The sequence below is a fragment of the Pseudarcicella hirudinis genome, from assembly GCF_900115665.1.
Lineage (GTDB): Bacteria > Bacteroidota > Bacteroidia > Cytophagales > Spirosomataceae > Pseudarcicella > Pseudarcicella hirudinis.
In genome coordinates this window covers 245,373-271,232 of sequence record NZ_FOXH01000003.1, presented here as the reverse complement: position 1 = coordinate 271,232, position 25,860 = coordinate 245,373, and the positions used below count along the sequence as shown (strand labels likewise).

General features: G+C 38.0%; 22 protein-coding genes. 19 read left to right on the top strand and 3 right to left on the bottom strand.

Features of this window, described 5'->3' with window-relative positions; translation table 11 throughout:
* Positions 1-40 precede the first annotated feature (40 nt).
* The 4 genes from BM179_RS07015 (at position 41) to BM179_RS07000 (ending at position 4,451) form a co-directional block, all read left to right on the top strand.
* Positions 41-2,626 (top strand): M14 family metallopeptidase, encoded by a 2,586-nt coding sequence (locus tag BM179_RS07015; RefSeq protein ID WP_092014332.1) that lies wholly within the window; start codon positions 41-43, stop codon positions 2,624-2,626.
* A gap of 72 nt (positions 2,627-2,698) precedes the next feature.
* A complete protein-coding gene (locus BM179_RS07010) occupies positions 2,699-3,052 on the top strand; it encodes a phage holin family protein (RefSeq protein WP_092014329.1) in 354 nt (117 codons plus the stop codon).
* A gap of 246 nt (positions 3,053-3,298) precedes the next feature.
* Entirely contained in the window at positions 3,299-3,706 is a 408-nt protein-coding gene (locus BM179_RS07005; RefSeq protein ID WP_092014326.1) for a hypothetical protein, read from the top strand.
* The gene (locus BM179_RS07000; RefSeq protein ID WP_092014323.1) at positions 3,684-4,451 is read left to right on the top strand and encodes a phosphoglycerol geranylgeranyltransferase; all 768 of its coding nucleotides are present in this window, start codon (positions 3,684-3,686) and stop codon (positions 4,449-4,451) included. Before BM179_RS07005 ends, BM179_RS07000 begins: the two co-directional genes overlap by 23 nt.
* Here BM179_RS07000 and BM179_RS06995 read toward each other — a convergent pair.
* Together BM179_RS06995 and BM179_RS06990 are read right to left on the bottom strand one after the other, a co-directional pair.
* Positions 4,433-7,546 (bottom strand): serine hydrolase domain-containing protein, encoded by a 3,114-nt coding sequence (locus BM179_RS06995; RefSeq protein ID WP_229632914.1) that lies wholly within the window; start codon positions 7,544-7,546, stop codon positions 4,433-4,435. The two genes, BM179_RS07000 and BM179_RS06995, sit on opposite strands and share 19 nt — an antisense overlap.
* Before the next feature lie 225 nt (positions 7,547-7,771).
* Complete coding sequence (locus BM179_RS06990) at positions 7,772-8,995, bottom strand: 4-hydroxy-3-methylbut-2-enyl diphosphate reductase (protein ID WP_092014990.1); 1,224 nt, start codon at positions 8,993-8,995, stop codon at positions 7,772-7,774.
* 709 nt (positions 8,996-9,704) lie between these two features.
* Between BM179_RS06990 and BM179_RS06985 the strand changes: the two genes are divergently transcribed.
* From BM179_RS06985 to BM179_RS06960, 6 genes are all read left to right on the top strand, one after another.
* A complete protein-coding gene (locus tag BM179_RS06985) occupies positions 9,705-10,241 on the top strand; it encodes a hypothetical protein (protein WP_143095168.1) in 537 nt (178 codons plus the stop codon).
* A 191-nt stretch (positions 10,242-10,432) separates the two neighbouring features.
* Positions 10,433-10,783 carry a carboxymuconolactone decarboxylase family protein gene (locus tag BM179_RS06980; protein WP_092014317.1) on the top strand — a complete coding sequence of 117 codons (351 nt, stop codon included), beginning with the start codon at positions 10,433-10,435 and terminating at the stop codon, positions 10,781-10,783.
* Positions 10,784-10,844: 61 nt separating this feature from the next.
* Positions 10,845-11,198: a hypothetical protein gene (locus BM179_RS06975; protein WP_092014314.1), complete on the top strand. Its 354-nt coding sequence runs from the start codon at positions 10,845-10,847 to the stop codon at positions 11,196-11,198.
* 88 nt (positions 11,199-11,286) lie between these two features.
* Positions 11,287-12,048 (top strand): exodeoxyribonuclease III, encoded by a 762-nt coding sequence (locus BM179_RS06970; protein ID WP_092014311.1) that lies wholly within the window; start codon positions 11,287-11,289, stop codon positions 12,046-12,048.
* 69 nt (positions 12,049-12,117) lie between these two features.
* Complete coding sequence (locus tag BM179_RS06965; protein WP_092014309.1) at positions 12,118-12,423, top strand: (2Fe-2S) ferredoxin domain-containing protein; 306 nt, start codon at positions 12,118-12,120, stop codon at positions 12,421-12,423.
* 62 nt (positions 12,424-12,485) lie between these two features.
* Positions 12,486-13,103 (top strand): hypothetical protein, encoded by a 618-nt coding sequence (locus tag BM179_RS06960; RefSeq protein WP_092014306.1) that lies wholly within the window; start codon positions 12,486-12,488, stop codon positions 13,101-13,103.
* Here BM179_RS06960 and BM179_RS06955 read toward each other — a convergent pair.
* A complete protein-coding gene (locus BM179_RS06955) occupies positions 13,100-13,795 on the bottom strand; it encodes a YjjG family noncanonical pyrimidine nucleotidase (RefSeq protein WP_092014303.1) in 696 nt (231 codons plus the stop codon). The two genes, BM179_RS06960 and BM179_RS06955, sit on opposite strands and share 4 nt — an antisense overlap.
* Before the next feature lie 238 nt (positions 13,796-14,033).
* Between BM179_RS06955 and BM179_RS06950 the strand changes: the two genes are divergently transcribed.
* From BM179_RS06950 to porU, 9 genes are all read left to right on the top strand, one after another.
* Positions 14,034-14,846 (top strand): 3'-5' exonuclease, encoded by an 813-nt coding sequence (locus tag BM179_RS06950; RefSeq protein ID WP_092014300.1) that lies wholly within the window; start codon positions 14,034-14,036, stop codon positions 14,844-14,846.
* A gap of 256 nt (positions 14,847-15,102) precedes the next feature.
* The gene (nuoK, locus tag BM179_RS06940; protein WP_092014987.1) at positions 15,103-15,432 is read left to right on the top strand and encodes an NADH-quinone oxidoreductase subunit NuoK; all 330 of its coding nucleotides are present in this window, start codon (positions 15,103-15,105) and stop codon (positions 15,430-15,432) included.
* 150 nt (positions 15,433-15,582) lie between these two features.
* The gene (gene nuoL, locus BM179_RS06935; RefSeq protein WP_092014294.1) at positions 15,583-17,481 is read left to right on the top strand and encodes an NADH-quinone oxidoreductase subunit L; all 1,899 of its coding nucleotides are present in this window, start codon (positions 15,583-15,585) and stop codon (positions 17,479-17,481) included.
* A 96-nt stretch (positions 17,482-17,577) separates the two neighbouring features.
* Positions 17,578-19,035 carry a complex I subunit 4 family protein gene (locus BM179_RS06930; protein ID WP_092014291.1) on the top strand — a complete coding sequence of 486 codons (1,458 nt, stop codon included), beginning with the start codon at positions 17,578-17,580 and terminating at the stop codon, positions 19,033-19,035.
* Between the two features lie 75 nt (positions 19,036-19,110).
* Positions 19,111-20,511 carry an NADH-quinone oxidoreductase subunit N gene (locus BM179_RS06925; RefSeq protein WP_092014288.1) on the top strand — a complete coding sequence of 467 codons (1,401 nt, stop codon included), beginning with the start codon at positions 19,111-19,113 and terminating at the stop codon, positions 20,509-20,511.
* A gap of 62 nt (positions 20,512-20,573) precedes the next feature.
* Positions 20,574-21,062 carry a GtrA family protein gene (locus BM179_RS06920; protein ID WP_092014285.1) on the top strand — a complete coding sequence of 163 codons (489 nt, stop codon included), beginning with the start codon at positions 20,574-20,576 and terminating at the stop codon, positions 21,060-21,062.
* Positions 21,063-21,307: 245 nt separating this feature from the next.
* Complete coding sequence (locus BM179_RS06915; RefSeq protein WP_092014282.1) at positions 21,308-21,499, top strand: PG1828 family lipoprotein; 192 nt, start codon at positions 21,308-21,310, stop codon at positions 21,497-21,499.
* A gap of 138 nt (positions 21,500-21,637) precedes the next feature.
* Complete coding sequence (locus BM179_RS06910) at positions 21,638-22,243, top strand: SprT-like domain-containing protein (RefSeq protein WP_092014275.1); 606 nt, start codon at positions 21,638-21,640, stop codon at positions 22,241-22,243.
* A 130-nt stretch (positions 22,244-22,373) separates the two neighbouring features.
* A complete protein-coding gene (gene porU, locus BM179_RS06905) occupies positions 22,374-25,766 on the top strand; it encodes a type IX secretion system sortase PorU (protein WP_092014272.1) in 3,393 nt (1,130 codons plus the stop codon).
* The last annotated feature ends 94 nt before the right edge of the window (positions 25,767-25,860 follow it).

Sequence of the window (25,860 nt, the reverse complement as noted above, 5' to 3'; positions counted from 1 at the left end):
CCCTAGATTCACCAGACACTTAATCATAAATTCATCAGCAATGAATAAAGACTTTACTTTATTGAATAGCTTAAAGCGGGTGACCGCTTTTTTGCTTTTTATGCTCTCGGCAAATCTTTTTGCCCAGGTATCAGACAGCTACTATCTTCCATCAAACATCAGTTACAATAGCAAAATTCCGACGCCTCAGCAATACCTTGGTTTTCAGGTAGGGGAATGGCATATACAGCATGAACAACTTCTGGGTTATCTGAAAAAAGTGGCTGAAGTGTCAGATAGAGTTAAGATCGAAGAATATGGCCGCACTTATGAAAATCGCCAGTTGCTGTTATTAACCATTTCTTCTCCAAAAAATCTGGCCAATATTGAACAGATCAAAACCCAGCATCACCAACTTACCGAACCTGATAAATCTGCCGGCCTGGATACCAGAAATATGCCTTCTGTAGTCTGGATGGGATATTCTGTACATGGTAATGAGCCAAGCGGCACTAATGCTTCTTTATTAGCCGTTTATTACCTGGCCGCAGCTCAGGGACCAGAAATTGATTCTATTTTAAATGAAACTGTCATTTTGGTGGATCCGAGAATTAATCCTGACGGAGGAGAACGTTTTTCAGGCTGGGTAAATGCCAACCGGGGAATGAATCTGGTTTCAGATCCTAATAACCGTGAATTAAACGAAGCTTGGCCGGGTGGCAGAACGAACCATTATTGGTTTGACTTAAACCGCGACTGGCTTTATACACAACATCCGGAAAGTAAAGGAAGAATCAAAAAATATCATGAATGGAAGCCAAATATTCTGACCGATCATCATGAAATGGGCAGCAGTTCTTCTTTCTTCTTTCAACCAGGTATTCCTACCCGCACACACCCGCTTACCCCTAAAAAGAACTTCGAACTTACTGAAAAATTTGGCAAATTTCAGGCAGCAGGCCTGGATAAAATCGGTTCTCTGTATTTTACAAAAGAAGGCTATGATGACTTCTATTACGGAAAAGGTTCTACCTTTCCTGATGTTCAGGGAACCATTGGTATTCTGTTTGAACAGGCAAGTTCAAGAGGACATTTACAGGAATCTGCCAATGGAAATATAACATTTCCTTTTACAATCCGGAATCAGTTTGTTGCCACTCTTTCTACCCTCAGAGCGTCAAAATCAATGCGTCAGGAATTACTTGATTATCAACGTAATTTTTATCAGGAAAAGTCAACAGACGCTGTAAAAGCCTATGTATTCGGAAATAGTAATGATAAAGTGAAAGTCTGGGAGATGGTCAACATTCTCCGCCAGCATGAAATCAGCGTATATGATTTGGCAAAGGATGAATCATATGATGGAAAAAGCTTTAAAAAAGGAATGTCATTCATCGTGCCGCTGAATCAGGCTCAGCATCGTCTGATCAGAGGTATTTTCGAAAAAAGAACCGTTTTTGAAGATTCTCTATTCTATGATATTTCTGCCTGGTCTATGCCTCATTGCTTCAATGTTCCCTATGCAGAAGTAAAAACCCCATTTACTACCGGAGATAAACTTACTAAAAATGACTTTCCAAAAGGTAAAATTATCGGAGGAAAAAGCAGTTATGGCTATGTTTTTGAATGGGACAGCTATTTTGCTCCAAGAACAGCATATGAGCTGCAAAAGAAAGGATATCGGTTGAAAGTTGCGACAGAACCTTTTACCGGAGTTGTGGAAAACGGATTACATAATTTTGACTATGGAACAATAGAAATCGCTTTCGGAGCAAATCAGCAGGTAAATTTTGATCAGTTACATACCCTTCTGCAAACCCTGGCAGAAAGAGACGGTGTTGACTTTTATGCTGTGCAGACAGGACTTACACCAAATGGAATAGACCTTGGAAGCAGTTATTTCAGCACTATGAAAATGCCGAAAGCACTTATGCTGACAGGAACAGGTGTCAACTCAAATGATGCCGGTGAAATATGGCACTTATTGGATACCCGTGTTAACCTTCCTGTAACAATGGCTGATATTCAACAGGTAAACCGGATAAATCTTGACAAATACACCACATTGATTCTTTCAAGTGGTGAGTATGCTGCATTAAATGAGGATAAAATCAGGCGTTGGGTACAGGCAGGTGGAGTATTAATTGCCATGACTGATGCCGTAGAATGGGTTACTACAAAAGGACTTTCTCCTGCAAAAATAAAAGCCTTACCCGGAGATACAGCTTCATCCCCTAAACCTTATGCTTTGGCTGAAAGATACAAAGGCGCTCAGCAAATCGGAGGAGCCATTTTTCAGGTAAAACTTGACCCAACTCATCCTCTTGGATATGGCTATAAAGAAAATACCCTGAGTGTATTCAGAGATAACAGAATATTCCTGGAAAAAATCAAAGATCCTTATAATGCTCCACTGATCTATACCGGTGATCCTTTGGTCAGCGGATATATAACCTCACAGAATCTGAAATTATTAAAGAACAGCCCTTCAGTGGTGGCAACCAGTTTGGGAGCCGGAAAAGTTATTGTTATGACAGACAATCCAAACTTCAGGGCTTTCTGGTATGGAACAAATAAACTATTTTTGAATGCTCTTTTCTTCGGTTCCCAGATTCTGGGTGGTATCCGGGGAGGTGAAGAAGATTAATTCATTAAATATCGGATATGCTTTTAGCATCTGAATTAAAGGCATATCCGATGTTCCCAAAACATTCTCAACATGAAAATTCTAGAAACAAACGGTCTGGTGGACAATCTTTACAAATATGTTCAAACCAATATTGAAATCACTAAACTGGAAGTTCAGGAACGGATTGAAGAAGGTATTCAGAAAATTATTGTAGTCCTTATCATTATTTTGATCGCTGCAGCGTTTTCGATTTTCCTTTTGCTTACACTTGCTTTATTTCTGAATGAAAAATTCCATAGCCAGTACCTTGGTTTTCTCACAGTAACCGGGCTGCTGCTGGTTGGCGGTATTGCCAGTTTTATTTGGTGGAAAAATGCTGAAGCCAAAGATTCAGAACTTGATGTTGAATCTGCTCCTGTGGAATTAGAAGCAGAGGAAGAATAAATTTCTCTTACCATTTATCAAAAAAGCTAAGAAAAAGACCAATTACTCATTGTTATTTAAAAATTACCCCTGGTTTTATCACTGATACAGCACAAATTTTCCTATTTTTGGGTGAAAGAAATGAAGAATTTATGCTTTCAACGAAAAAATTTCCTCCCGGCAGCTTTCACAAGCTTTAAAATCCGGCATTTCTTCCGACAATTTTCCCTGAATTCTTTGCCAGTATAAAAGTAAATTTCACAGCCTATGACTCCTAAAAGTACGCCACCGAAAAAAGCTTCTGATCGTAAGCTTGAACTTTTCAAAGAGGCTCAGGAATATAAAAAAGCCATAGACAGTCAGGTAAATGAGTTAAAAACTGAAACTTTTCAGGTTGGAAAAACAACACTCATTATCGGAGGTGTTCTTGCTGGTGCTTATTTACTTTTTAATCTTTTCGTTAAAGACGACAAGAAGTCTAAGAAACAGAAAATTGTCATTGATGAAAATTCTAATCTACCGGTTGTGGTATCGGAAGAACCTGCAAATGATTCCTGGATCGTAAGCTCAATTAAGGGTTATATTCTGGCCTTTCTGATGAGTATTGCCAAAGAGAAGATTTTGCAAGCTTTTACTCATTTAAACGAGGACAATGCAGAAAAAGTTAATACATAATATTGAAGATCGTAAAGCCTCTCACAAAAAAGCATTCGCAGTATTGATTGATCCGGACAAGGTGAATTTTGATACTTTCCCTGAATTGCTTCGTGCCAGTGTACAAAACGGCGTAGATTTCTTTTTTGTCGGAGGAAGTTTGATTACCAATAATGTGATGAGTGAAGTAATCGCACTTATCAGAATGCATACCTCTATACCTTCTATTCTGTTTCCCGGAAATAGTCTGCATATTGAGGCTTCTGCTGATGCCATTTTGTTCCTTTCCCTGATTTCAGGGCGAAATCCTGAGTTTTTAATAGGCCAGCATGTAATTTCTGCCCCGGTTTTGAAAAAAAGCGGGCTGGAAGTATTACCTACCGGTTATATGCTGATCGACAGCGGGCGTCAAACTACGGTTTCCTACATATCTAATACCACTCCTATTCCGCATGACAAGCCAAGTGTAGCTGCCTGCACCGCAATGGCGGGAGAAATGTTAGGGCTTAAACTAATTTATATGGATGCCGGAAGCGGTGCCTTAAATGCAGTTTCTCCGGAAATGATAGCTGCGGTAAGACAATCTGTTGATGTCCCGATTATAGTAGGAGGCGGTATTAATTCTGCACAAAAGGCAAAAAATGCTTTACTGGCAGGTGCAGATATTATTGTTGTGGGGAATGGCATTGAGAAAAACCCTGGTCTTCTGGTAGAAATTGCCCAAACGGTTCATTCTGTTAATGCCCGTCATTTCATCGCTTCATAAATCAAATCCATTATTCTTCTTCTGATCTTTAACTGATTGATTCTGTTATTAGAAGCGGAAGGATACACTCTATTGGCAAGAAATACAAAAATCAGGTCTTTTTGAGGATCAACCCATACCAGTGTTCCGGTATAGCCGGAATGCCCGAATGAGGAAGCAGAAACTTTTGAAGACACATAATTACTTTCCTCATCTGCCGGAAGTTTATCCCAGCCTAAAGCTCTGTGACTTCGCGCCGAAGTCGTTTTAGTAAAATAATTCAGGGTTTCTTCAGACAGGAATTGTGTTGCTCCATAAGATCCTTTTCCCAGATTCATCAACATTAATTTCGCAAGGTCATGCGCTGTACTGAATAAACCGGCATGCCCGGAAACTCCCCCAAGCATAGCCGCAGTCTGATCCTGCACCGTCCCCTGCAATTGCGCATTTCTGAAAAGAACATCATTCTCAGTCGGGGCAATTCTAACTTTTGCAATGCCATTTTGTAAAGGATTAAAATACGTTGAGTTCATCCCGATTTCAGAATAAAAGCTTTTCTGCACAAATTCATCCAAAGGCATAACCAGCAATTTTTCTACCACATGGTGAAGAATAATAAGTCCTAAATCACTGTAAACATAGGAAAAATTACCATCACGATCTTTCTTAGTGCTTAAAGGAGATTTAATCACCCATTTCCAGACCGAATCTCTGATCGAAGCTTTAGCATACATGCCCGCTCTTACTTCCAAAGGATATTCAGCGGTTTTGGAGGCATTATAATATTCAGTTTTCCAATTATTCTGATCTACCGTTTTTTCCCAGAATGGAATATATGCAACCAGGCCTGCCTGGTGAAAAAGGATATCTTTTATAATTAATCCCTCTTTATTTGTCCCTTTTAATTCAGGAAGATAAAACGATGCTTTTTGATTAAGGTCAATTGCCTTTTGGTCATATAAAGCCATCACTGCCTGAAGTGTTGCGGTCACTTTGGTTACAGAAGCCAGGTCATAAACGGTATTATCAAGTACCCGGTCATAATTATCGTAGCTGAGCCGCCCGAAGTTCTTTTGGTAAATTACCTTTCCTTTTCTGGCAATTAATACCTGACATCCAGGAAAAACCCTGTTTTCAATCGCATTGTTAATCAGAAAATCTATTTTCAGTAAACCTTTACTGCTCATTCCGGTTGCTTCGGGTAAAGCAAAACCTAATCTGTTTAATGAAGAAGTCATGATTCCGTCACCCGCTTTATAAAGACCTTCTACAGAAACCGGTAGTTTACCAATAGCTGGTAAAGCCCCGAAAAGCACCTGTGCTACAGCCTCCTGAGCATATACGTCATCTTCATATCCGCACACCACGATAGAGGATTCTGGGAAATATTTCAGGCTATAGGGGCTTCCGAACACACATAAAATTACTTTAGTCTTTTTTTCCAGTTTTTTTACAAAATCCTGAATGGAGGCACTGATTCCAAACCTTCCGGCGGGTCGGTTTTTAGCATCATGAATACTCAGGATAATTGTTTTTGTTGAATCAGCCGCACCAAGTACTTCATTGAAAAAGGCTTCGTCTGATCGGGAAATATTTGTAAACTGCTGACAATTCACAAACTTGTTCAGCGCCTGATGAAAACTGTTATTTACTCCGGCATCAATGCTTACAGCTAAATAATCAGCAGATTTTGTGCTTTTTAACGGCAGAATATTCCCTTCATTCCGAACAATAGTTACAGCATTTTCAAACAATTCCTGTTTAATCTGTCTGGCTTCATCAGTATTTAATTCCTGAGATAAATTCCTTGTATCGATCGTACTTTGTCTGCTTAATCCTGTCCAGAATTTTGCTCTTAATATTTTTCTGACTCTTTCATCTATTTCTGACTGAGGGATTGTTCCCTGCTCTACTGCCTGTTTAATTTTCTGAATTCCTCCCGATATATCTTCAGAGTAAAGTAAAATATCATTTCCGGCAAGAAAAGCCTGTAAATCTACTTCTGCAGAACTCAATCCATTACTGACTCCCCGCATATTTAAAGCATCTGTAATAACCAGCCCCTTAAATCCCATTTCGTTTTTCAACAGATTTGTCACGATATTCTGAGAAAGGGTAGCCGGTTTCCAGTCGAGATATGGAACCTGCAAATGGCCGACAATCAGTGTTTGCAGAGAATCCTCAATTAATTTTTGAAAAGGGTATAGTTCAACACTTTTCAATCTTTCCAGATTATATGAAACCTGCGGAAGGGTATGATGTGAATCTACATGGGTATCTCCGTGCCCGGGAAAGTGTTTAGCACAGGCAAGCAATTGATTATTCTGCATACCTCTCATATAAGCTACACTCTTTTCAGCCACATTATCTCTTAATTCGCCAAAAGAACGGTGGCCGATAACAGGATTATTCGGATTGCTGTTAATATCAACTACCGGAGCAAAATTAAGATGGATTCCTACTCTTTTGCACTGGCGGGCAATCTCGGCACCCATGCGATAAATCAACTGATTATTCTGAACAGCGCCCAAGGTCATTTGCTTCGGAAATGACATAGCTGCATCCAATCTCATTCCCAGTCCCCATTCTCCGTCAATCCCTATCAGAAGCGGGATTTTAGCCATTGCCTGAAAATTATTGGTCAGGTTCACCTGAGTGGCCGGCTCACCTTTGAAAAAGATAATGCCCCCGATATTATTATTTTGAATCAGAGATTCAATTTTTCTAAAATGATCTTCCCCCCGATTAGAATAAGCTGCTACCATAAAAAACTGCCCTATTTTCTGATCAAGATTCATTGTGGCAAAAACGCTGTCAATCCATTGTTTTTCCGGAAGATTCGAAGGGATAAAAGTTGAATCATTCAGCACTACAGGTGGTGCATAAACGGTAACATTCTCCCGTCTGACCACTCTGCTTTTTTTCCCCTTCTTCGTTTTAGTCCGGCTTTTACCACTGCGTTTTGATCCTCTTTTCGAAGTGGATTTTCTTGTATGACTCCGACTGATTTTATGTCCTTTTTTCCTTTGCAAAGACATAAAAAAGCCATTGAAATTACCTGCAACGGGAAAAATCAGAATCAGGGCAATCAAAACTAACAATAATCTCTTGAGCATCAGCAGTTTAAACAATTAAGCATTTTTAAGTTAGGGGGAACAAAAATAACATAAAACCCGTCTCCTTTTTCAGGTGCTATAGGGTTATTTTCAATTAATTATCGCAGGACAAATTTATTATCTGCTGAAAAACATAATTCCCTAAAGCAAAAACCGCTAAACGGCTTTGTTCAGGGAACTATTTTCAGAAGTATCTATGAACTGCCAGGCAATCAGACTCTGATATTAAATGGTGGCCATTACTGAATCTATATCTTTTGTATTCGGGAAAAAAGACAGTAATCTCAACAAAATAGCTTCAATTACGGCATCCGGACAAGAAGCTCCGCAGGTAAGCATTATTGTGGTCAGTTCTTTTTCAGGCAGGAAGTCGGAAGTTACTTTCTCGACTTTTCTATGCAAATCATAATGGCTAATCAGGTTTTTATCCAGGATTTTTTCTACTGATTCAATAAAATATGTCGGCAATTTCTCTTCACAAAGTTCAACCAGATGAGAAGTGTTGGAAGAATTATAGCCTCCGGCAACAACAACTAAATCTGCTGATTCCTCCAGCAATGCATAAGTGGCAGTCTGATTGTCGTTGGTTGCATAGCAAAGTGTATCACGGGTATCTGCGAAATAAGCCGTTACATCACTTCCTTCAATATTATATTTCTTAATAATTACTGCCTTCAGATAATCTGCGATTGCCTGAGTATCAGAGGCAAGCATAGTAGTTTGATTTACCACACCTATTCTTTGCAAATCACGGCTTACCTCAAACCCTTCTGAATACTGTCCCTTAAATTCTTCATAAAATTGCGCCGCTGGCTTTTCGCCAGTCAGGTACTTCGCCAGTTCTATGGTTTCCTTCATGTCATTTACCACAACAGTCGGAGCATTTTGTTTACTATGGGAAAAAGTAGCACGGGTTTCTTCATGAGCCGGCTTTCCGTGCACTACAATTGTATAGTCTTTTTGTCCGATCGAAGCAGCTCTGTTCCACACCTTTTCCACAAAAGGGCATGTAGTATCATATTGGTAAGCATTAATACCGATTTTAGACAATTGCTGCTGCACTTCGAGTGTTGTTCCGAATGCAGGAACGATTACTATATCTTCCGGAACAAGACTTTCCCAGGGGATTAACTGCTTCCCTGATGTCTCCATAATAAATTTCACACCCCGGCTAAGAAGATCGGCATTCACATCAGGGTTATGAATCATTTCAGACAACAGAAAGATTCTTTTATCCGGATTTTGATTGATGGTTCTGTAAGCTATTTCAACAGCATTTTCAACCCCATAGCAAAAACCGAAATGTCTTGAAACTAAGAATCTGACAGGACCAAAATCCAATAGCGTCGGAGTGAAATCCCTCTTGAGTTTATCTTTTAACCTCCTTGCTTCTTTGATTCCTCCGATAATCTGGCTTCTGTAAAATTCTGGTATTTCGAATGACTTCATTTTCTTCATTTTTTTTCGAGCTTCCGGCGTGGCCGTATCAACTCGGTGACTATCAATCTGGGTTGAGCTATCCTTACCCTCCATTTCTAAAAACAATTTTCTAGGTTAACAGTTTTCAAAGATACTAAGAAATCATATTTAACTTATCAAAGTATAGGTCTGTGGGGTCATTTTCAGTTGATGAATAAATGTAAGAAGGCGCATAATCTGCCCGTCGGATTAGGCTGTTTTCGGTTTTCAATACCAATAATTAACTTTTTTTAAACTACCGGGGTATTACTCTGATTCTGAAAAACAGAAATTGAACTATTCCTTGAACTTACAAGTTCACTACTCTCCGGGTTTATGAAAAATCTGAATGAACAGCCGGTATTGGTAAAGACATATTAAAATACCTGTAAACGAACATTTTAAGGCAAAAATATTAGAAATTAAATAGTTTTTCTGTTTATATTTATAGTGACCTGATTCAAAAAGACCGTTTAATAACTATGATATAAATAGTTAGGACAATTTATTGATTTAATCATTCATTGTTAATATTTTTGTATCAAGGCGTTCTATCTAAGAATAAATATTATAAAATTAGTAAATACTGAATTGCGAAATGCAAATACCTAAGCACTGTTAATAGTATATATGTCAAATAATTCTTACAACATCAAATATATATATGCTTTAACATTTTAGCTATCACACGAATAAACCTATGAAAATCTCTCGTAATCCACTCATTCTTCTTTCGCTTTTTATCGTTTTGGTAGTAAGCATAATGAGCTATAGCAGAAATGCTAATAATAAGAATGAAAATAAAGGTGTCTTTTCCGGCAAAATAAGCTTTGACGATTCAACAGGTCATAGAATTTTGTCAAGAGATGTGCATGTTCAACGTATTAATGACAGAGGTAAACCTGTAATTATTTTAACTGCAACAAACAGTACTTCTTCTGAGACGGTTTACATTAAATTGTATAATGCTTCAAGTACAGGAACACATTTTATTCCGGGCGCTAATCCAATCCCGAATATCGGAAACCTGATTGAAAATTTAAACAATTACAGAGATCCGAGAAATTTCTTCCAGACTACACTTCCTAATCGTGAAGGTGTTCAGAATGGTGTTGGAAGAGTAAATATTACGAAATTAACTCAGGATGAAATTGAAGGAGAGCTTATTATTATTGCCAACAACAATGAAGGCAGACAGGCACTTCTGGAATCAGCAAAATTTAAAGCCAGATTTTAAAAGAATTTTCCCTTTCCGATAAAGTTGAGACGTCCGATGTAACCCACCGGACGTTTTTTTATGCTGTACCCCGGTAAACCAGATTCTTTATATCATTTATCCTGTTTAGGCATATCAAACTAATCTGCTCAATTCATAGTTAAGAATGTACTAAATTTGTATCATTCAAAACTAAAAACTATCTGTAGAAAATGAGTCTTGTCGAGGAATTTAACGATTACAGAAGTCGCATGAATGAAAAAATCATGTCGGCCGATAATAAAATTATAAAAAGAATTTTCAATTTAGATACCAATGCATACGCAGAAGGAGCCTTACCGGAAAAAACCAAAGAAATGATTGGTTTAGCCTGCTCAATGGTACTCCGTTGTGACGATTGCGTGAAGTATCACTTAGGTAAATGTGCCGAATTAGGAGTCAGTGATGCTGAAATGCAGGAAGTTTTTTCTATTGCTACGCTCATTGGAGGCACTATCGTCGTTCCGCATTTGCGCAGAGCTTACGAATATTGGGAGGAATTATTAACAACAACTAAAGAATAAGTCCGGAATTGAGATCCGGCAGCTGAAATGCCAGCTTCAGGATTAAAGGCATTATATTTATATGGAATTAGAACCGGAAAGATTAAAGGAAAAGTGGGAAGAGCTCCTGAACAAGATTGAAACTTTATTAGAAAAACGTCCATCTGATCTTAATGCGGTACTTTTCCTTGTGGGTGTACAGGAGTTAGGAAAGGGGCATCAGTTTTTCACAAAAGAACAGAAACAGGATTTAATGCATATCGCTATTTGTAAAGTTTTAAGTTACAGCGGCATTTATGAATTGGAAGGCTTGGATCAGGATGGCTGGCCCCACTGGAAAATGCTTCAGAAATTACCTTACGTAAATACCGCTGACCAGGAAAGAATTCTCAAACTTCATGTCATCGAATATTTTGAAAAAGAAGTATTTATTTGAAAAACGGATTTTTGAAATGCTAATTATTTGTTCAAAATTGCATTCATAAAACCTTGTTTAATCAACAACTTTCAGAAATCATTTTAAAATGAAGATTTTAACCTACAACGTCAATGGAATTCGTTCGGCACTATCTAAAGGTTTTGCAGAATGGCTTGATGCCACAAAAGCTGATATGATTTGTCTTCAGGAGGTCAAAGCAGACCTATCTCAGATTGACTCTGCTATTTTCGAAGATATGGGTTATCATATTTACTGGTACCCGGCTCAGAAAAAAGGATATTCCGGTGTAGCAATTCTGACGAAACACCAGCCTTTGCATATTGAATATGGCTGTGGAATCGGTGTATATGACGATGAAGGGAGAGTTCTCAGAACTGATTTTAAAGATTTTTCATTAATGTCAGTATATATGCCTTCAGGTTCAAGCGGGGATATTCGTCAGGATTTTAAAATGAAATGGCTGGGAGATTTTCAAGGTTATATTGATGATCTGAAAACCAACATTCCGAATCTGATTATCTCAGGAGATTACAATATCTGCCATAAGCCGATAGATATTCATAATCCTAAATCTAATGCGAACAGCTCAGGTTTCCTGCCCGAAGAAAGAGAGTGGATTGACGGATTTATGGGAACAGGTTTTATTGATACTTTCAGACATTTTAATGCAGAACCTCATCAATATACCTGGTGGAGTTTCAGAGCTGCTGCCAGACAAAAGAACTTAGGCTGGCGTATTGACTACCATCTTGCTGCTAATTCATTGAAAGACCGGCTTACAAGATCAGCCATTCTTTCAGAAGCCAAACATTCTGATCATTGTCCGGTATTACTGGAAATTGATTAAAAGTCCTGAAAAATTCAGTATATAAAATTCAGATACATATTAAAACACTTACTATTTTAAGTTAAATCAATGAAATACGAAAAACACGTTTTTATTTGTGCCAATCAAAAAGATGCCGGGAAGAAATGCTGCGGGGAAGCAAATGGATTAGCCTTGCTTGATACCATGAGAGATTCCCTGAAACAAAAAGGCCTGAATGTAAAAATAAGAGCTCAGAAAACAGCCTGCCTTGATGTCTGTGCGTTCGGACCTGCCATGGTGGTATATCCTGAGGGCATTTTCTATGGCAATGTTCAACCTTCTGACGTTGAGGAAATTATAGAAAGCCATCTTGTCAACAATACTGTTGTGGAAAGATTGAAATTAGATTTCTAAATATTAAATTTGGGGATTGCAGATTGAAACAATTCCCAAATTCAGATTTCTTATTAACAGATATGTACCGCGTCTATCCTACTTTACTCAACTCTTTCTCCTTGTATCAAAATGAAACCCGTGATGCACAAGGTGAAATTATTGTGGATTTGCAGGAAATGCTTGACAGAATCAACCGGGTTAAGAAACCCGTTACTGAGGCCCAGCAAAAAGGTATTAACTTTGAAAAGGCTGTGACTACCGGAGAAAATGAAGAATTCTTTGACGAAGGAATCATTGAACAAACCAGGGCGCTGCTCCCTACCAGATACAAAACTCAGTTTTATGTTGAAGCCAGATATAAAGATGTTCTTCTATATGGAATGGTGGATATTGTAGGAGGTAATCAAGCCTTTGACCTTAAAAGTACCCGTTATTACGAGCCTGATCGTTTTCTGAATAATCACCAGAATCTTTACCTTTTAGGCCTGCAAAAATGGGGGATTAAAACGCTGGAGTATATCATTACTGATTTTGATGCGGTTTATCAGGAAAAGTATTCGCTGGATTCTTATAATTTCGCCCCGCTTTACAGGGAAATTGATGAATTTGTTAACTTTCTGAACAGTCACCGGAAATCTATCCGCGACAAAAAGATTTTTGATACAAAAACCGACAATAACCAATTGAGTATTTTTTAAAGTATATATCTTAACTCCCTCATATTCTGAATCTCAAATGTGGGCTTTTCGATTACGTTAACAGCATTGGGGTTAAAAAACACAGCGTCCATACCTACATTCATTGCACCGAGTACATCTGCATAAAAATTATCCCCTATCATCAGACATTGTTCCGGTTTGGTTTCAGCAATTTTACAGGCATATCTGAACATTTCCGGATCCGGTTTCTTAAATCCTGATTCCTGAGACGTTACAATGTTTCTGAAATAATGCCTGATTTCAGAAGAAATCATTTTGGTATCCTGGGTTTCATTGAATCCGTTTGTAATAATATGCAAAGGGTACTTAGGGAAAAGGTATTTCAGCGTTTCTATTGAAAAAGGCAGTAAATTTGACTTTTTAGGGCAGATACTGAGATACACATCTGATAGTTCGTCACAAATTTCATGGTCAGATACCCCTAATGACGTGAAAACCAGTCTGAATCTGTCATGTCTCAGCTCATGTTGGGAAATATCTCCTTTCTCATACTGCCCCCATAATCTGTAGTTTATTTCATTAAAATTCTCCTGAAAAGCGGCAAGAGATTCTATACCGATCGTCTCTAATTTAAATATTTCATACACCTCAGACAAAGCTTCCCTGCAATTGGTATCATGATCCCAAAGGGTATGGTCAAGGTCAAAAAAAATGTGTTTGTATTGGGGCATTTGATAAATTAATAAAAGATTATTCCGGTAAGAATCATTATTTGTGCTGTCAGAAAACTACCAACTGGTAAATTGTATCATAAAATTCATCATTTTTTCCAAAATTTCCGGAAAAAGCCTGTTAAATCATTTTTTCTAAATTTTCCTTACATGAAAAAACTTACCTTTGTATCTGGTAGCACTCATCTGAAAAGGAATTTTCCTTGATGGATATAATTGGTTTTTCAAAGTTTTGTCAATGCAACATCAGCTCAAACTCAAAAAACCTCTGGCTTTTTTTGATCTCGAAACAACGGGTATCAATGTTCAGAGAGATCGTATTGTGGAAATTTGTATCGCGAAAGCTAATATTGATGGTACTGTTTCTGTAAAAACCCGAAGGGTAAATCCGGGTATTCCTATCCCATTGGAATCTTCACTCATCCATGGAATTTATGATGCAGATGTAAAAGATGAACCAAGTTTCAAACAAATCGCAAAATCTTTAGCGCAATTTATCGAAGGTTGTGACCTGGCAGGTTTCAATTCAAATCGCTTTGACGTCCCTATGCTGGTCGAAGAATTTTTGAGAAATGATGTGGAATTTGACATGAAAAACCGCAGACTTATTGATGCTCAGAGAATATTTCACCTGATGGAACCCCGTAATCTGACGGCTGCTTACAAATTCTATTGTGGTAAAGTCCTTGAAGGAGCACATGGTGCGGAAGCGGATACTTTAGCAACATTGGAAGTCCTGAATGCTCAGGTACAGCATTATGAGGGAGTTACTATCAAAAACGATAAAGGAGAAGAATACGAGCCTGTAAAAAATGACATGGAAGCTCTTCATGAAATAACATCTTCAAAAATCGTGGACTTTGCACAAAGACTGGCTTATAATAAAGAAGGGGTAGAAATCATTAATTTCGGAAAACACGCCGGAAAACCTGTGGCACAGGTACTCAAAGATGAACCGTCTTATTACGACTGGATGATGAAGGGTGATTTCCCCTTAGATACCAAACGTAAACTGACAGAAATTAAATTAAGAAATTTCAATAACAAGTAAATTCAATCTGAGTATTTGACAAGGCTTATTTTAAACCGATATTAAAAAAAGTTATCTTTCTATTTTTGTATCTCGGCTTTTGACTATTTTTATTAAGAATTCCTTAATTTTGCCCATATTTTTTTTCAAAACCACATCAAATTTCAAACAAGCTCCTATTTTTGGGGTTTGAAAGAAACAAGAACTTACAGGTTTCGGGCGAAAACATTGAAATATTAACCATTGCGCCTGAAAATCTGAGAAAACCATGCAACAAATGCAACAAATACCTGACGTAATCAAACTGATTCCCCTGAACTTTTATGTACTGTTCAGTTCGGCATTATTTTGTATCGGTATTGTGGGCGTCCTTACCCGCAGAAATGCCATTATCATCTTCATGTCTGTTGAATTGATGCTGAATGCTGTAAATCTTCTGCTCGCAGCTTTCTCTTCTTATCGAGCTGACCCATCCGGACAAATTTTTGTTTTTTTCATTATGGCAGTAGCAGCCGCTGAGGTAGCTGTTGGTCTGGCCATCATTGTCATGATTTATCGCAATATCCAAACCATTGATGTTGGTATTCTGAATAAGTTGAAATGGTAATACCTTTTCAGTAACATTTGGTTAAATATTAGTATTCTGAAAATACCCGGATTCCTGATTTTTGCCATTGTTATCGGTTTTAGGTTGAAAATAATATCCAAAGAATAAAGTGCCGGAGCATAAATTAAGGCATTTTCAAATTTTCAAATTATGTCACTTGTGACCCTCATTCCTCTTTTTCCACTAATTGGTTTCCTCATTAACGGAATCGGATTCCGTCATGTTCCAAAATCATTGGTAGGTATTATTGGTTCGGCAGCAGCTTTAGCTTCTTTTGCCTGTGCATTAAGTCTCTTCATCGGATTTTCAGGTCAGCCTGAAGTAACCCATTTGTTTGACTGGATTACTGTAGGAAAACTGAATATTTCGATGTCATTCCAGATTGATCAGCTTTCTCTTTTAATGTTGCTGATTATTACCGGTGTAGGGTCACTTATTCACATTTACTCTGTCGGATATATGCACCATGATGAAGGTTTCGGAAAGTTTTTTGCCTTCCTGAATCTTTTCCTTTTCTTCATGCTGCTATTGGTTTTAGGCTCAAACTTCGTAGTAATGTTTATCGGTTGGGAAGGCGTAGGTCTTTGTTCTTACCTTCTTATCGGTTTCTGGAATAAAAACTCAAATTATGGAAATGCCGCCCGGAAAGCGTTTATCATGAACCGTATTGGTGACTTAGGCTTTCTCTTAGGTATTTTCCTCATAATCAACCATTTCGGATCTGTTGAATTCGCTGATGTTTTTGGAAAAATCGCAGAAGGCGATTATGAATCAGGTGATAAAACACTGCTTTATATCACATTACTTCTTTTTGTAGGAGCAATGGGTAAGTCGGCTCAGATTCCTTTATATACCTGGTTACCAGATGCAATGGCTGGTCCTACTCCGGTTTCAGCCCTTATTCACGCTGCTACCATGGTTACTGCCGGTATTTACATGATTATCCGTGCGAATATCATGTATTCTCTATCTCCGGAAACACTGGAAATTGTAGGTTGGGTAGGTGCAGCAACTGCTGTTTTAGCCGCTTCAATCGGTTTATTCCAGAATGATATCAAGAAAGTACTTGCCTATTCTACTGTATCACAACTCGGATACATGTTCATGGGGCTTGGCGTAATGGCATATTCTTCGTCCTTTTTCCATGTTATGACTCATGCTTTCTTCAAGGCATTACTTTTCCTTGGAGCCGGATCAGTAATTCATGCCATGTCAGACGAACAGGATATCCGTTTTATGGGTGGACTGAGAAAGAAACTGCCTGTTACATTTATTACTTTCCTTATTGCAACCATTGCTATCTCCGGAATTCCTCCATTTGCCGGATTTTTCTCAAAAGATGAAATCTTAGCTCATGTTTACGAGCACAATAAACTGATGTGGGTTGTGGCATTGGCAGGCTCTGTGATGACATCATTTTATATGTTCCGTTTATTATTTCTTACTTTCTTCGGAGAGTTCAGAGGTACACATGAACAGGAACATCATTTACATGAATCACCGATTACAATGACATTACCATTAATGTTATTAGCTGTACTTTCTGCAATCGGTGGATTCTTTAATTTGCCTCATATCTTTAATGGTCATGCAAGTCTGGCAGAATTTATGTCGCCATTATTTGCACATACTCATAGTACCGCACACGAAGCAGATGCTTCAACAGAAATAATGCTGATGGTTATTTCCGTAGCTGCGGCCTTAATTGCTGCTGCTTTTGCTTACTTTCTTTACATCATTAAAAAATCTGTTCCTGCTGCTGACGGACAGGAATCCGGTTTGAAGAAAGTTATTTACAACAAATATTATGTGGATGAATTATATGATAAAATCTTCGTAACCCCGATTACGGTTTTATCTAATTTTTTCCATTCTGTTATAGAGTTCCTGGTAATTGATTTAATTGTTGAAGGAATCGGGAAAGGTGTTAAAATACTTTCCGGAGAAGCCCGTCTTCTTCAAAACGGAACAACAGGTTATTACATCTTTGCCATGGTTATTTCTATCGCTGTGATTCTGGCATGGAGTTTAAGAGCTTTTTTGTTCTGATAACTTAAAGAATTAACAAGTAAATTCATTATACCCTTCGTGATTATTGGATAAACCGGAGGAAAATCAAGTACAGTAAAACAAAACGTAACACTAATGCTTACGCTAACGCTCATACTTTTCCCTATCATTGCAGGTTTATTAACCCTGGCCTCGAAAGGTGAAAATGCCAAAACAATTGCTTCTGCTGCTGCTTTCATAGAGCTTGCATTGGGAGCTTATACTTACTTCTCATTCGTTCCGGATGCCAGTACACAATTTGGTCTGAGTTACGATTGGATCCATGCTGCCGGAGTGAAATTTTCAATCGGAATAGACGGTATCAGCCTGATTTTAGTTTGTCTGACTACTTTAATGGTTCCATTCATTATCGTCTCTACATTTAACAGTAATTATACGAATGCAAATAATCTATATGCTTTGATTCTGTTTATGCAGGCTGCTCTTGTCGGGGTTTTCACAGCGAAAGACGGCTTTTTATTCTATTTCTTTTTCGAAGCAGCTCTCATTCCGGTTTATTTTATTGCAGCAATCTGGGGTGGTGAAAACAAAATTAAGGTCACTTTAAAATTCTTTATTTTTACCATGTTTGGCTCGCTATTCATGTTACTGGCACTTGTGTACCTCTACATGAAAACACCGGGCGAAATACACACTTCTGATATTACTGCATTATATGAAGTGGGGCAAAATCTGAACCCGTCACAGCAAGGATATATTTTCTGGGCATTTTTCATTGCTTTTGCTATCAAAATGCCATTATTCCCATTCCACACATGGCAACCCGATACTTATGTTGAAGCTCCTGCTCCGGCTACGATGTTGCTTTCAGGAATTATGTTGAAAATGGGTACCTATGGTTTAATCCGTATTTTACTGCCAATTGTTCCTGCCGGAGTTCAGGCATGGGGTCTTACGGCTATCATTTTGTCTGTGATCGGAATTGTTTACGGCTCTATCATTGCTATCCAGCAAAAAGACATGAAACGCCTTATCGCCTATTCTTCATTTGCTCACGTAGGATTAATGTCTGCCGGGATTTTTTCAAGAACACTTGATGGTTTGCAAGGTTCATTAATCCAGATGCTTGCGCATGGTATCAATGTCATCGGCCTTTTCTTTATCGTAGAAATTATTCAGCAGCGTACTAAATCGAGAGAATTGGCAAGACTTGGAGGTATTACTCAAACGACGCCTAATCTTACCGTTTATTTCATTATCATTATGCTTGGTTCGGTAGCGTTACCTCTTACAAATGGTTTTGTCGGAGAGTTCCTGCTTCTCAAAGGAGTTTACGAATACAATGTCTGGATCGGAGCTGTAGCCGGAATTACTATTATTCTCGGTGCGGTTTATATGTTGAGACTGGTTCAGAAATCGATGTTCGGTATTACTTCACGTATTACTGAAGGGTTCCAGGATCTGACTTTCAGTGAAAAAGCGGTGTTATTTCCCATTGCATTTTTAGTAATTGCATTAGGTATTGCGCCAAATGCATTCCTGCATATAACGGAACCTGCTGTTTCTCAATTATTGACAATTATTACGAAATAAATAGTATTCACAGGTATTTGCCTGTGACATGTGACCATATTCGCAGACATCTGTTTGTGCTACTGTCGAAAAAATATGAACTCAATTATAGCTTTATCACTTTTCGGGATTGCCAACCTTTTCTTAGGATTTCTCAACAACCGGAAAATCTTACTACCTGCCACGCTGGCTTTTGTTCTGGTAGCTTTAGGCTTAAATCTCGCCGACTGGAATCAGGAGTATCTGTGGTTCAATAACATGCTTCGCACGAACAACCTGTCTGTTAATTTCGCTTCTGTGATTTTAGTAGCAACGTTCCTTGTAGTGGCTGTTTCAAGAGGTTTCGGTGATGATGAGGAACATACTCACCCTGCTGAATATTATGCTATTATGCTATTTTCAGTAGTCGGAGCGATTATGATGGTCACTTTCGAAAACCTGATTATGCTTTTCGTAGGGCTTGAAATTTTATCTGTTTCAATGTATATTCTTACAGGAACAGACAAACGTAATCTTCGTTCCAATGAAGCTGCGCTTAAGTACTTCCTGATGGGAGCTTTTGCTACAGGGATTCTTCTTTTCGGGATTGCCCTGATTTACGGAGCTACGGGGTCATTTAATATTCACGGCATTGAAGCATTGGTATTAACTGCGGCCGGAGGTTCTGCCCCGGCATTATTATATATCGGTATTGTTATGGTAATTATCGGGCTGCTATTCAAAGTTTCTGCAGCACCTTTCCATTTCTGGACGCCTGATGTATATGAAGGAGCACCTGCCATTTTCACTGCTTTTATGTCAACAGTTGTTAAAACAGCTGGTTTTGCTGCATTATTCAGATTATTGGGAGGAGCATTCACTGGGGTTTATGGTACCTGGATCTATATTCTGTACTTCCTGACGATGCTTACCTTAATCATCGGAAATATTACCGCCGTTTATCAGCAGAGCTTCAAGAGAATGCTTGCTTATTCAAGTATTTCTCATGCAGGATATTTAATGCTGACAGCAACTGCTAAAGTGGCTCATACACAATCATCAATCCTGTTTTACTCATTAGCTTATTCTGTTGCAACGATCTCTGCATTTGCAGTATTAATGGTTGTAGCTGAGACCAAAGAAAGTAATGCAGAGAAAACAAATGAGAATTTCGATATTTTCAACGGATTAGCGAAGAACAACCCTTTACTTGCTTTCGTATTAACTGTTTCGATGTTGTCATTAGCAGGAATTCCACTGACTGCAGGATTCTGGGGTAAGTTCTTTATTTTCTCAGATGCTTTCCAGAGAGGAATTGTAGTGCCGCTGGTGGTTGCAGTTTTAATGTCAGCTGTAGGTATTTATTATTATTTCAAAGCCATTATTTCTGCTTATTTCAAAGAAGGAGATGTGCCGGCAATCGAACTAAAGCCTATTTATAAAATCACGCTGATTGTAACGACGCTCTTAACCATCGTACTTGGTATTGCTCCGGATTTAGTAAAAAGCATTTTCTAAAAAAATATACTCAGAATAGAAATGTTTCTATTCTGAGATTTCAACCCATCAACTTTAATTTAGTGTCGAATACTAAACTACTCAACAAAAAAGATCTGATTGCCTATTTCTTAGTAGCAGGTACAGGTGCTCTGGTACAATTTATTGCTGGCAGCTTATTGAGAAATTACCTGGGTTTATCTTACGGATCGGCTATTGCATATTCATATATTATTGCCTTTTTCGTAGGATTTTTCCTCACTAAAATGTTTGCCTTTGATGCAAGAAGCACCAATCAGACAAGAAGAGAAATGGTAAAGTTCGTGATGGTAGCCTGTTTTTCAGGAGCTGTTATGTGGTTTTTTGCCTTAGCATCTCTCAAATTGGTAGAAGCAACTTTTGGTAAAAACGCTATTCTTTTACCTTTTCTTCAGAAACCGGTAAATGTAAATGAGCTGGGTTCTCAGGTGATAGGAATGGGCTTCAGTTTCATTTCAAATTACATACTTCACAAAACTTTTACCTTTAAAAGTACAGGTTTTTACGACCGTCTGAAAGCTCTTATTCGTTAAAATAGAACAAAATCAAGAAATTTCAAGCATTAAGTCCTGAGTATTTCCCCTTAAATTTCTTAGAGAATCTTTAGAAAAATTTAATTATTGGACTATTTATTGTTCATATAGTTTATTTTTTTGGCTTTTTTAAAGATTTTTCCCAACTTCTTAGAATTTCCTTAAAAAAAAGTAACACTTGGCTTGCAGGGAATAGAAATTGCATTTAACTTTGTAACTCAAACCTTAAAACATCACACAAAGAAATGAAAAAATTGTTCGCTTTAGCATTCGTAGCTGGTATGGTAACATTGGCTGCTTGCGGTGAGAAAAAAGCTGCTGAAACTACTACTGATTCAGTTGCTGCTACTGTAGATTCTGCTGCTTCTGTAGTTGATTCTGCTGCTGCTACTGTTGATTCTGCTGCTGCTGTAGTTGATTCTGCTGCTAAGAAGTAATCATCTCTCACTTGAGATAAAAAAGTCTTATTATCGTAATAAGACTTTTTTTATGTCTATACCATTCCTCTTTTATATTTGCTTATAAAAAGAACCTTCAATTTTTGCATAAGTAAGATGTTTTGAAAAACTTTAGATATGACTCAAGACAAGCATCTTTATATATTCAAAAAATATCTTCCCGAAAATTCCGTAAATTACTGTTACGATTTATGGGCTCTTCATAAATTCTCTTTTAAGGTAACTCCTCCGAGACAATCCAAGTTTGGAGATTATTGCTACCGAAAAGATAAAGGACATCAGATTACCGTCAATTCAAATCTTAATCCCTATTCTTTCCTGATCACTTATATCCATGAAGTGGCTCACCTGGTAACTTACAAGCAATACGGCAACAAGAAAGACCCTCACGGAAAGGAATGGAAGCAAAATTTTCTGAAAACATTTCTTCCTGTTCTCAGCAATGAAGTTTTGCCCCCGGACCTGCTTGAAGTATTGACCGCATATTTACAAAATCCTTCTGCCTCCACACAGGGTTATACTCCGTTGGTACGCATACTTCAGACATATGACCTGCAAACAGATGAGGTACCTCTCACTTCCCTGAAAGAAGGAGATCAGTTTATCATTCGTGGTCAGACTTTTGTGAAAGGTTTGCTGAGGAGAACCCGCTATTTATGCACGGATGCCAAAACCTCTAAACGATATGTTATTTCAGCCACGGCCCTGGTTAAAAAATTATAACATTCATCCCTTATTTTTGCAGACAAATGCATTGATTTTCAGGAAAGTGATGCAATTAAATCCTGAGAATAAAATAATCCGGCAGGATTTACATTCTTAACTTATAACAACCCTTGAAAGAATACCTGATTTGAAATCTTCAACTATCTATATTTCACTTGTTTTTATACTTATTTGTAACCTTTGCAAGGGACAGAATGCCTCAGTTCTTTCGAAAGGGAAATGGGTAAAGATCGGAATTACTCAAACCGGCGTCTATAAACTCGACGCTGCATATCTTCAGAAGGCTGGTTTTAACATTTCAGAAATTAATCCGCAAAACATTAAAATTTATGGGGATTTCAAAGGAATGCTCCCTCAGGCAAACAATGCCCCAAGGTTAGCAGACCTGGTCGAAAATAGCATCTATGTAGAAGGTGAAGCAGATACAAAATTTGATAATAAGGATTATGTACTCTTTTTAGCAAAAAGTCCACATCAGGTAGATTTTGATTATACCAAAAAGAAATTCTCTGTAAAGACCAATATTTATTCTGATACAGCATTTTATTTCCTGACTGTTTCCGATAGCAAAGGATTGAGAATTAAAGACCAGAATACCGCAGAAGCCACAAAGTATGTAACTTCCTATTACGACTATGCTTATTACGAAAAAGACCTGATAAACCTTATTCAGTCTGGTCGTGAATGGTACGGTGAAGATTTTTATGATAGTCAGGAAAAGACATTTGATCTGAAATTATCAGGGCTTATGAAGGACTCCGTTATCAGTGTTACAGCTTCCATGATGGCCGGCGTGAATGGCAACAGTTCTTTCAAAGTACGGTTAAATGGACTTGATGTAGGAAGCCAGAGTATAGCTCCGGTAGGAACAGCTACTTACGATTATAAAGGACAAGACTCTACAAAAACCTATCTAATCAAGTCAACTCCATATATTGGCAACGGAGAATTCAAAGTGGGTGTGAGTTTTAATAAAAACAGTAGTTTCAGCGGAGCAGGTTACCTGAATTATTTACTGGCTGAAGTGCAGCGAGATATTGCCTTGTACGGCAATCAGACCTTATTCAGATGTAATGATTCCGGTAATTTCATCGTAAAAACTACCAATCCTTCTGTAAAAATCTGGGATATATCAAATCCTTTCCAGATAAAAAATCAACTTTTTAACCAAAATAGCCAGCAAGTACTTTTCGGACTTCAGTCTAAGGAAGAGCGGGAGTTTATCATATTTTCAACAAACGACTATCTTGTTCCTCTAACCATAAGAGTTGTTCCAAATCAGAACATCAGAAACATAGACGTCCCGGACCTGGTCATTCTCTGCTCAGAATTAATCCGGGATCAGGCTGAAAGGCTGGCAGATTACCGACGAAAAGAAAATAACCTATCTGTCGCGGTAGTAAGTCCTGAACAGATTTATAACGAATACTCTTCAGGAAAGCAGGACATTTCTGCCATAAGGGATTTCATGAAGTCTTTGTATGACAGAAATCCGGCTAAACTCAAGTATCTTTTACTTTTTGGTGATGCCTCGGTAGATTACAAAAAAAGGTCTGTGGTAATTTCTAAAACCACTGCAGATATGTACATTCCTGTTTATGAAAGCCGGGAGTCATTACATCCGATTCTAAGTTATTCTTCTGATGATTATTATGGCTTTTTGAGCGATCTGGAAGGAGAATGGCCGGAGAACGATTCCGGAGATCATACATTGAATATCGGTATCGGAAGATTACCCGTAAAGTTTCCGGATGAGGCAAAGGCTATGGTCGATAAATTGCTTCATTATGAAACCAGCAAAAATGTTTTGGGCGACTGGAGAACAAAAATCGCATTTGTCGCTGATAATGGTGATAACAATATTCACCAGGAAGATGCTGATTATTTTTCACAGATCATTAAAAACAATTATAAAAACTATCAGACTGACAAATTATACCTGGATGCTTATCCGTTAATTTCCTTACCGGCAGGACAGCGTTCACCATTGGCAAATCAGGCTATAAACAATGCCATTTCACAGGGAGTACTGATTATGAATTACAATGGGCATGGGGCCGAATCAGGCTGGTCTGAAGAGCAGATTCTTACAACAAACGATATTTCTAACTGGACTAACTACGACAACATGCCGCTGATGTTAACAGCAACATGTCAGTTTGGTAGATATGATGATCCGAATCAGGTCTCAGGAGCAGAACTGGCCATATTAAATGCCAAAGGAGGAGCAATCGGATTACTTACCACCACCAGACCTGTTTATCAAAGCACCAATCATATTCTGAATTCTTCTTTCTATGAAACAGCATTTAAATCCAGAAACGGAGTAATGCTAAGATTGGGCGAAATCATACAAAAAACCAAGAATCTCGGCGTATCGGGAGTAATCAACCGAAATTTCACCTTACTGGGAGATCCGTCTATGCAATTGGCTTATCCAAAAGAAAATCTGGTGGTCACAACAATCAATGGTAAACCTCTGACAGGAAAAGATACCCTAAAAGCGTTAAGTAAAGTCACTTTCGAAGGAATGGTGTTTGATGAAGCCACTCAAACCGAGGTTAAAAATTTTAACGGTAAGCTTCAGGTTAAGGTATTTGACAAAGAAAACAACCTCACAACGCTTGGAGGAAAAGGCTCTCCATTTGCCTACCAGGCCTTTAATAATGTATTGTTTGAAGGTACTTCAACTATCACAAACGGAAAATACAGTTTTTCTTTTGTTGTTCCCAAAGACATCAATTACCAGGTAGGAAACGGCAGAATTTATCTTTATGCCCAAAACAATGAGCAGACATTAGATGCAAGTGGTAAAGTTGAACCTTTAGTCGGAGGTGCTGCTGTTTTTAACCCGGACAATAATCCTCCGAAACTACTCGCTTATTTAAACAGTAAAAATTTCAAAGACAATTCTGTCACGGATTCAAATCCTATTCTATATGCGGAAATTTCTGATGAAAATGGTTTAAATCTGGCGACAAATGGCCTGGGACATGAAATGACCGCTGTATTGAATGACACAGCTAAATACCTGCTGAAACCCTACTTTATTCCTGCTGCAGACAGCTTTCAAAGTGGCATAATAACGATGCCTTTTAAAGGTCTTCCTGCAGGTGATCATCAGCTTACTATAAAAATATGGGATACGTACAATAATTCAACTCAGCAAACGTTACGATTCAAGGTAATCCCCGATCAACCTAATCAGTTAAAAAACGTATATTGCTTTCCCAATCCACTTTCAGGCGCGGATAATTCATTGTTTTTTAACCTCGAACACAATCGCCAGGGGGATGATTTAACAGTAAGTATTGCATTATACAATTCCCAGGGCAAATTAATTAAACAGTTTCAGGACACCCAGTACAGAGTAAATCAACCAATCACTCAAATAGAATGGTCATTAGGCGGTGAATCTCAAAAAATTCCTACGGGAATGTACATTTATACTATTTTTGTAAAATCATTGACAAGTGGATACCAATCTTCAGGGACGGGAAGATTGATTTCCGTTAGATAAATTTAAAGGAAGGATTTTATAAAAAATTTATTGAAAAACGATTTTATTCATTACTTTTGAAATCATACCTCGTCCAGAGAACTATTTCTTAACT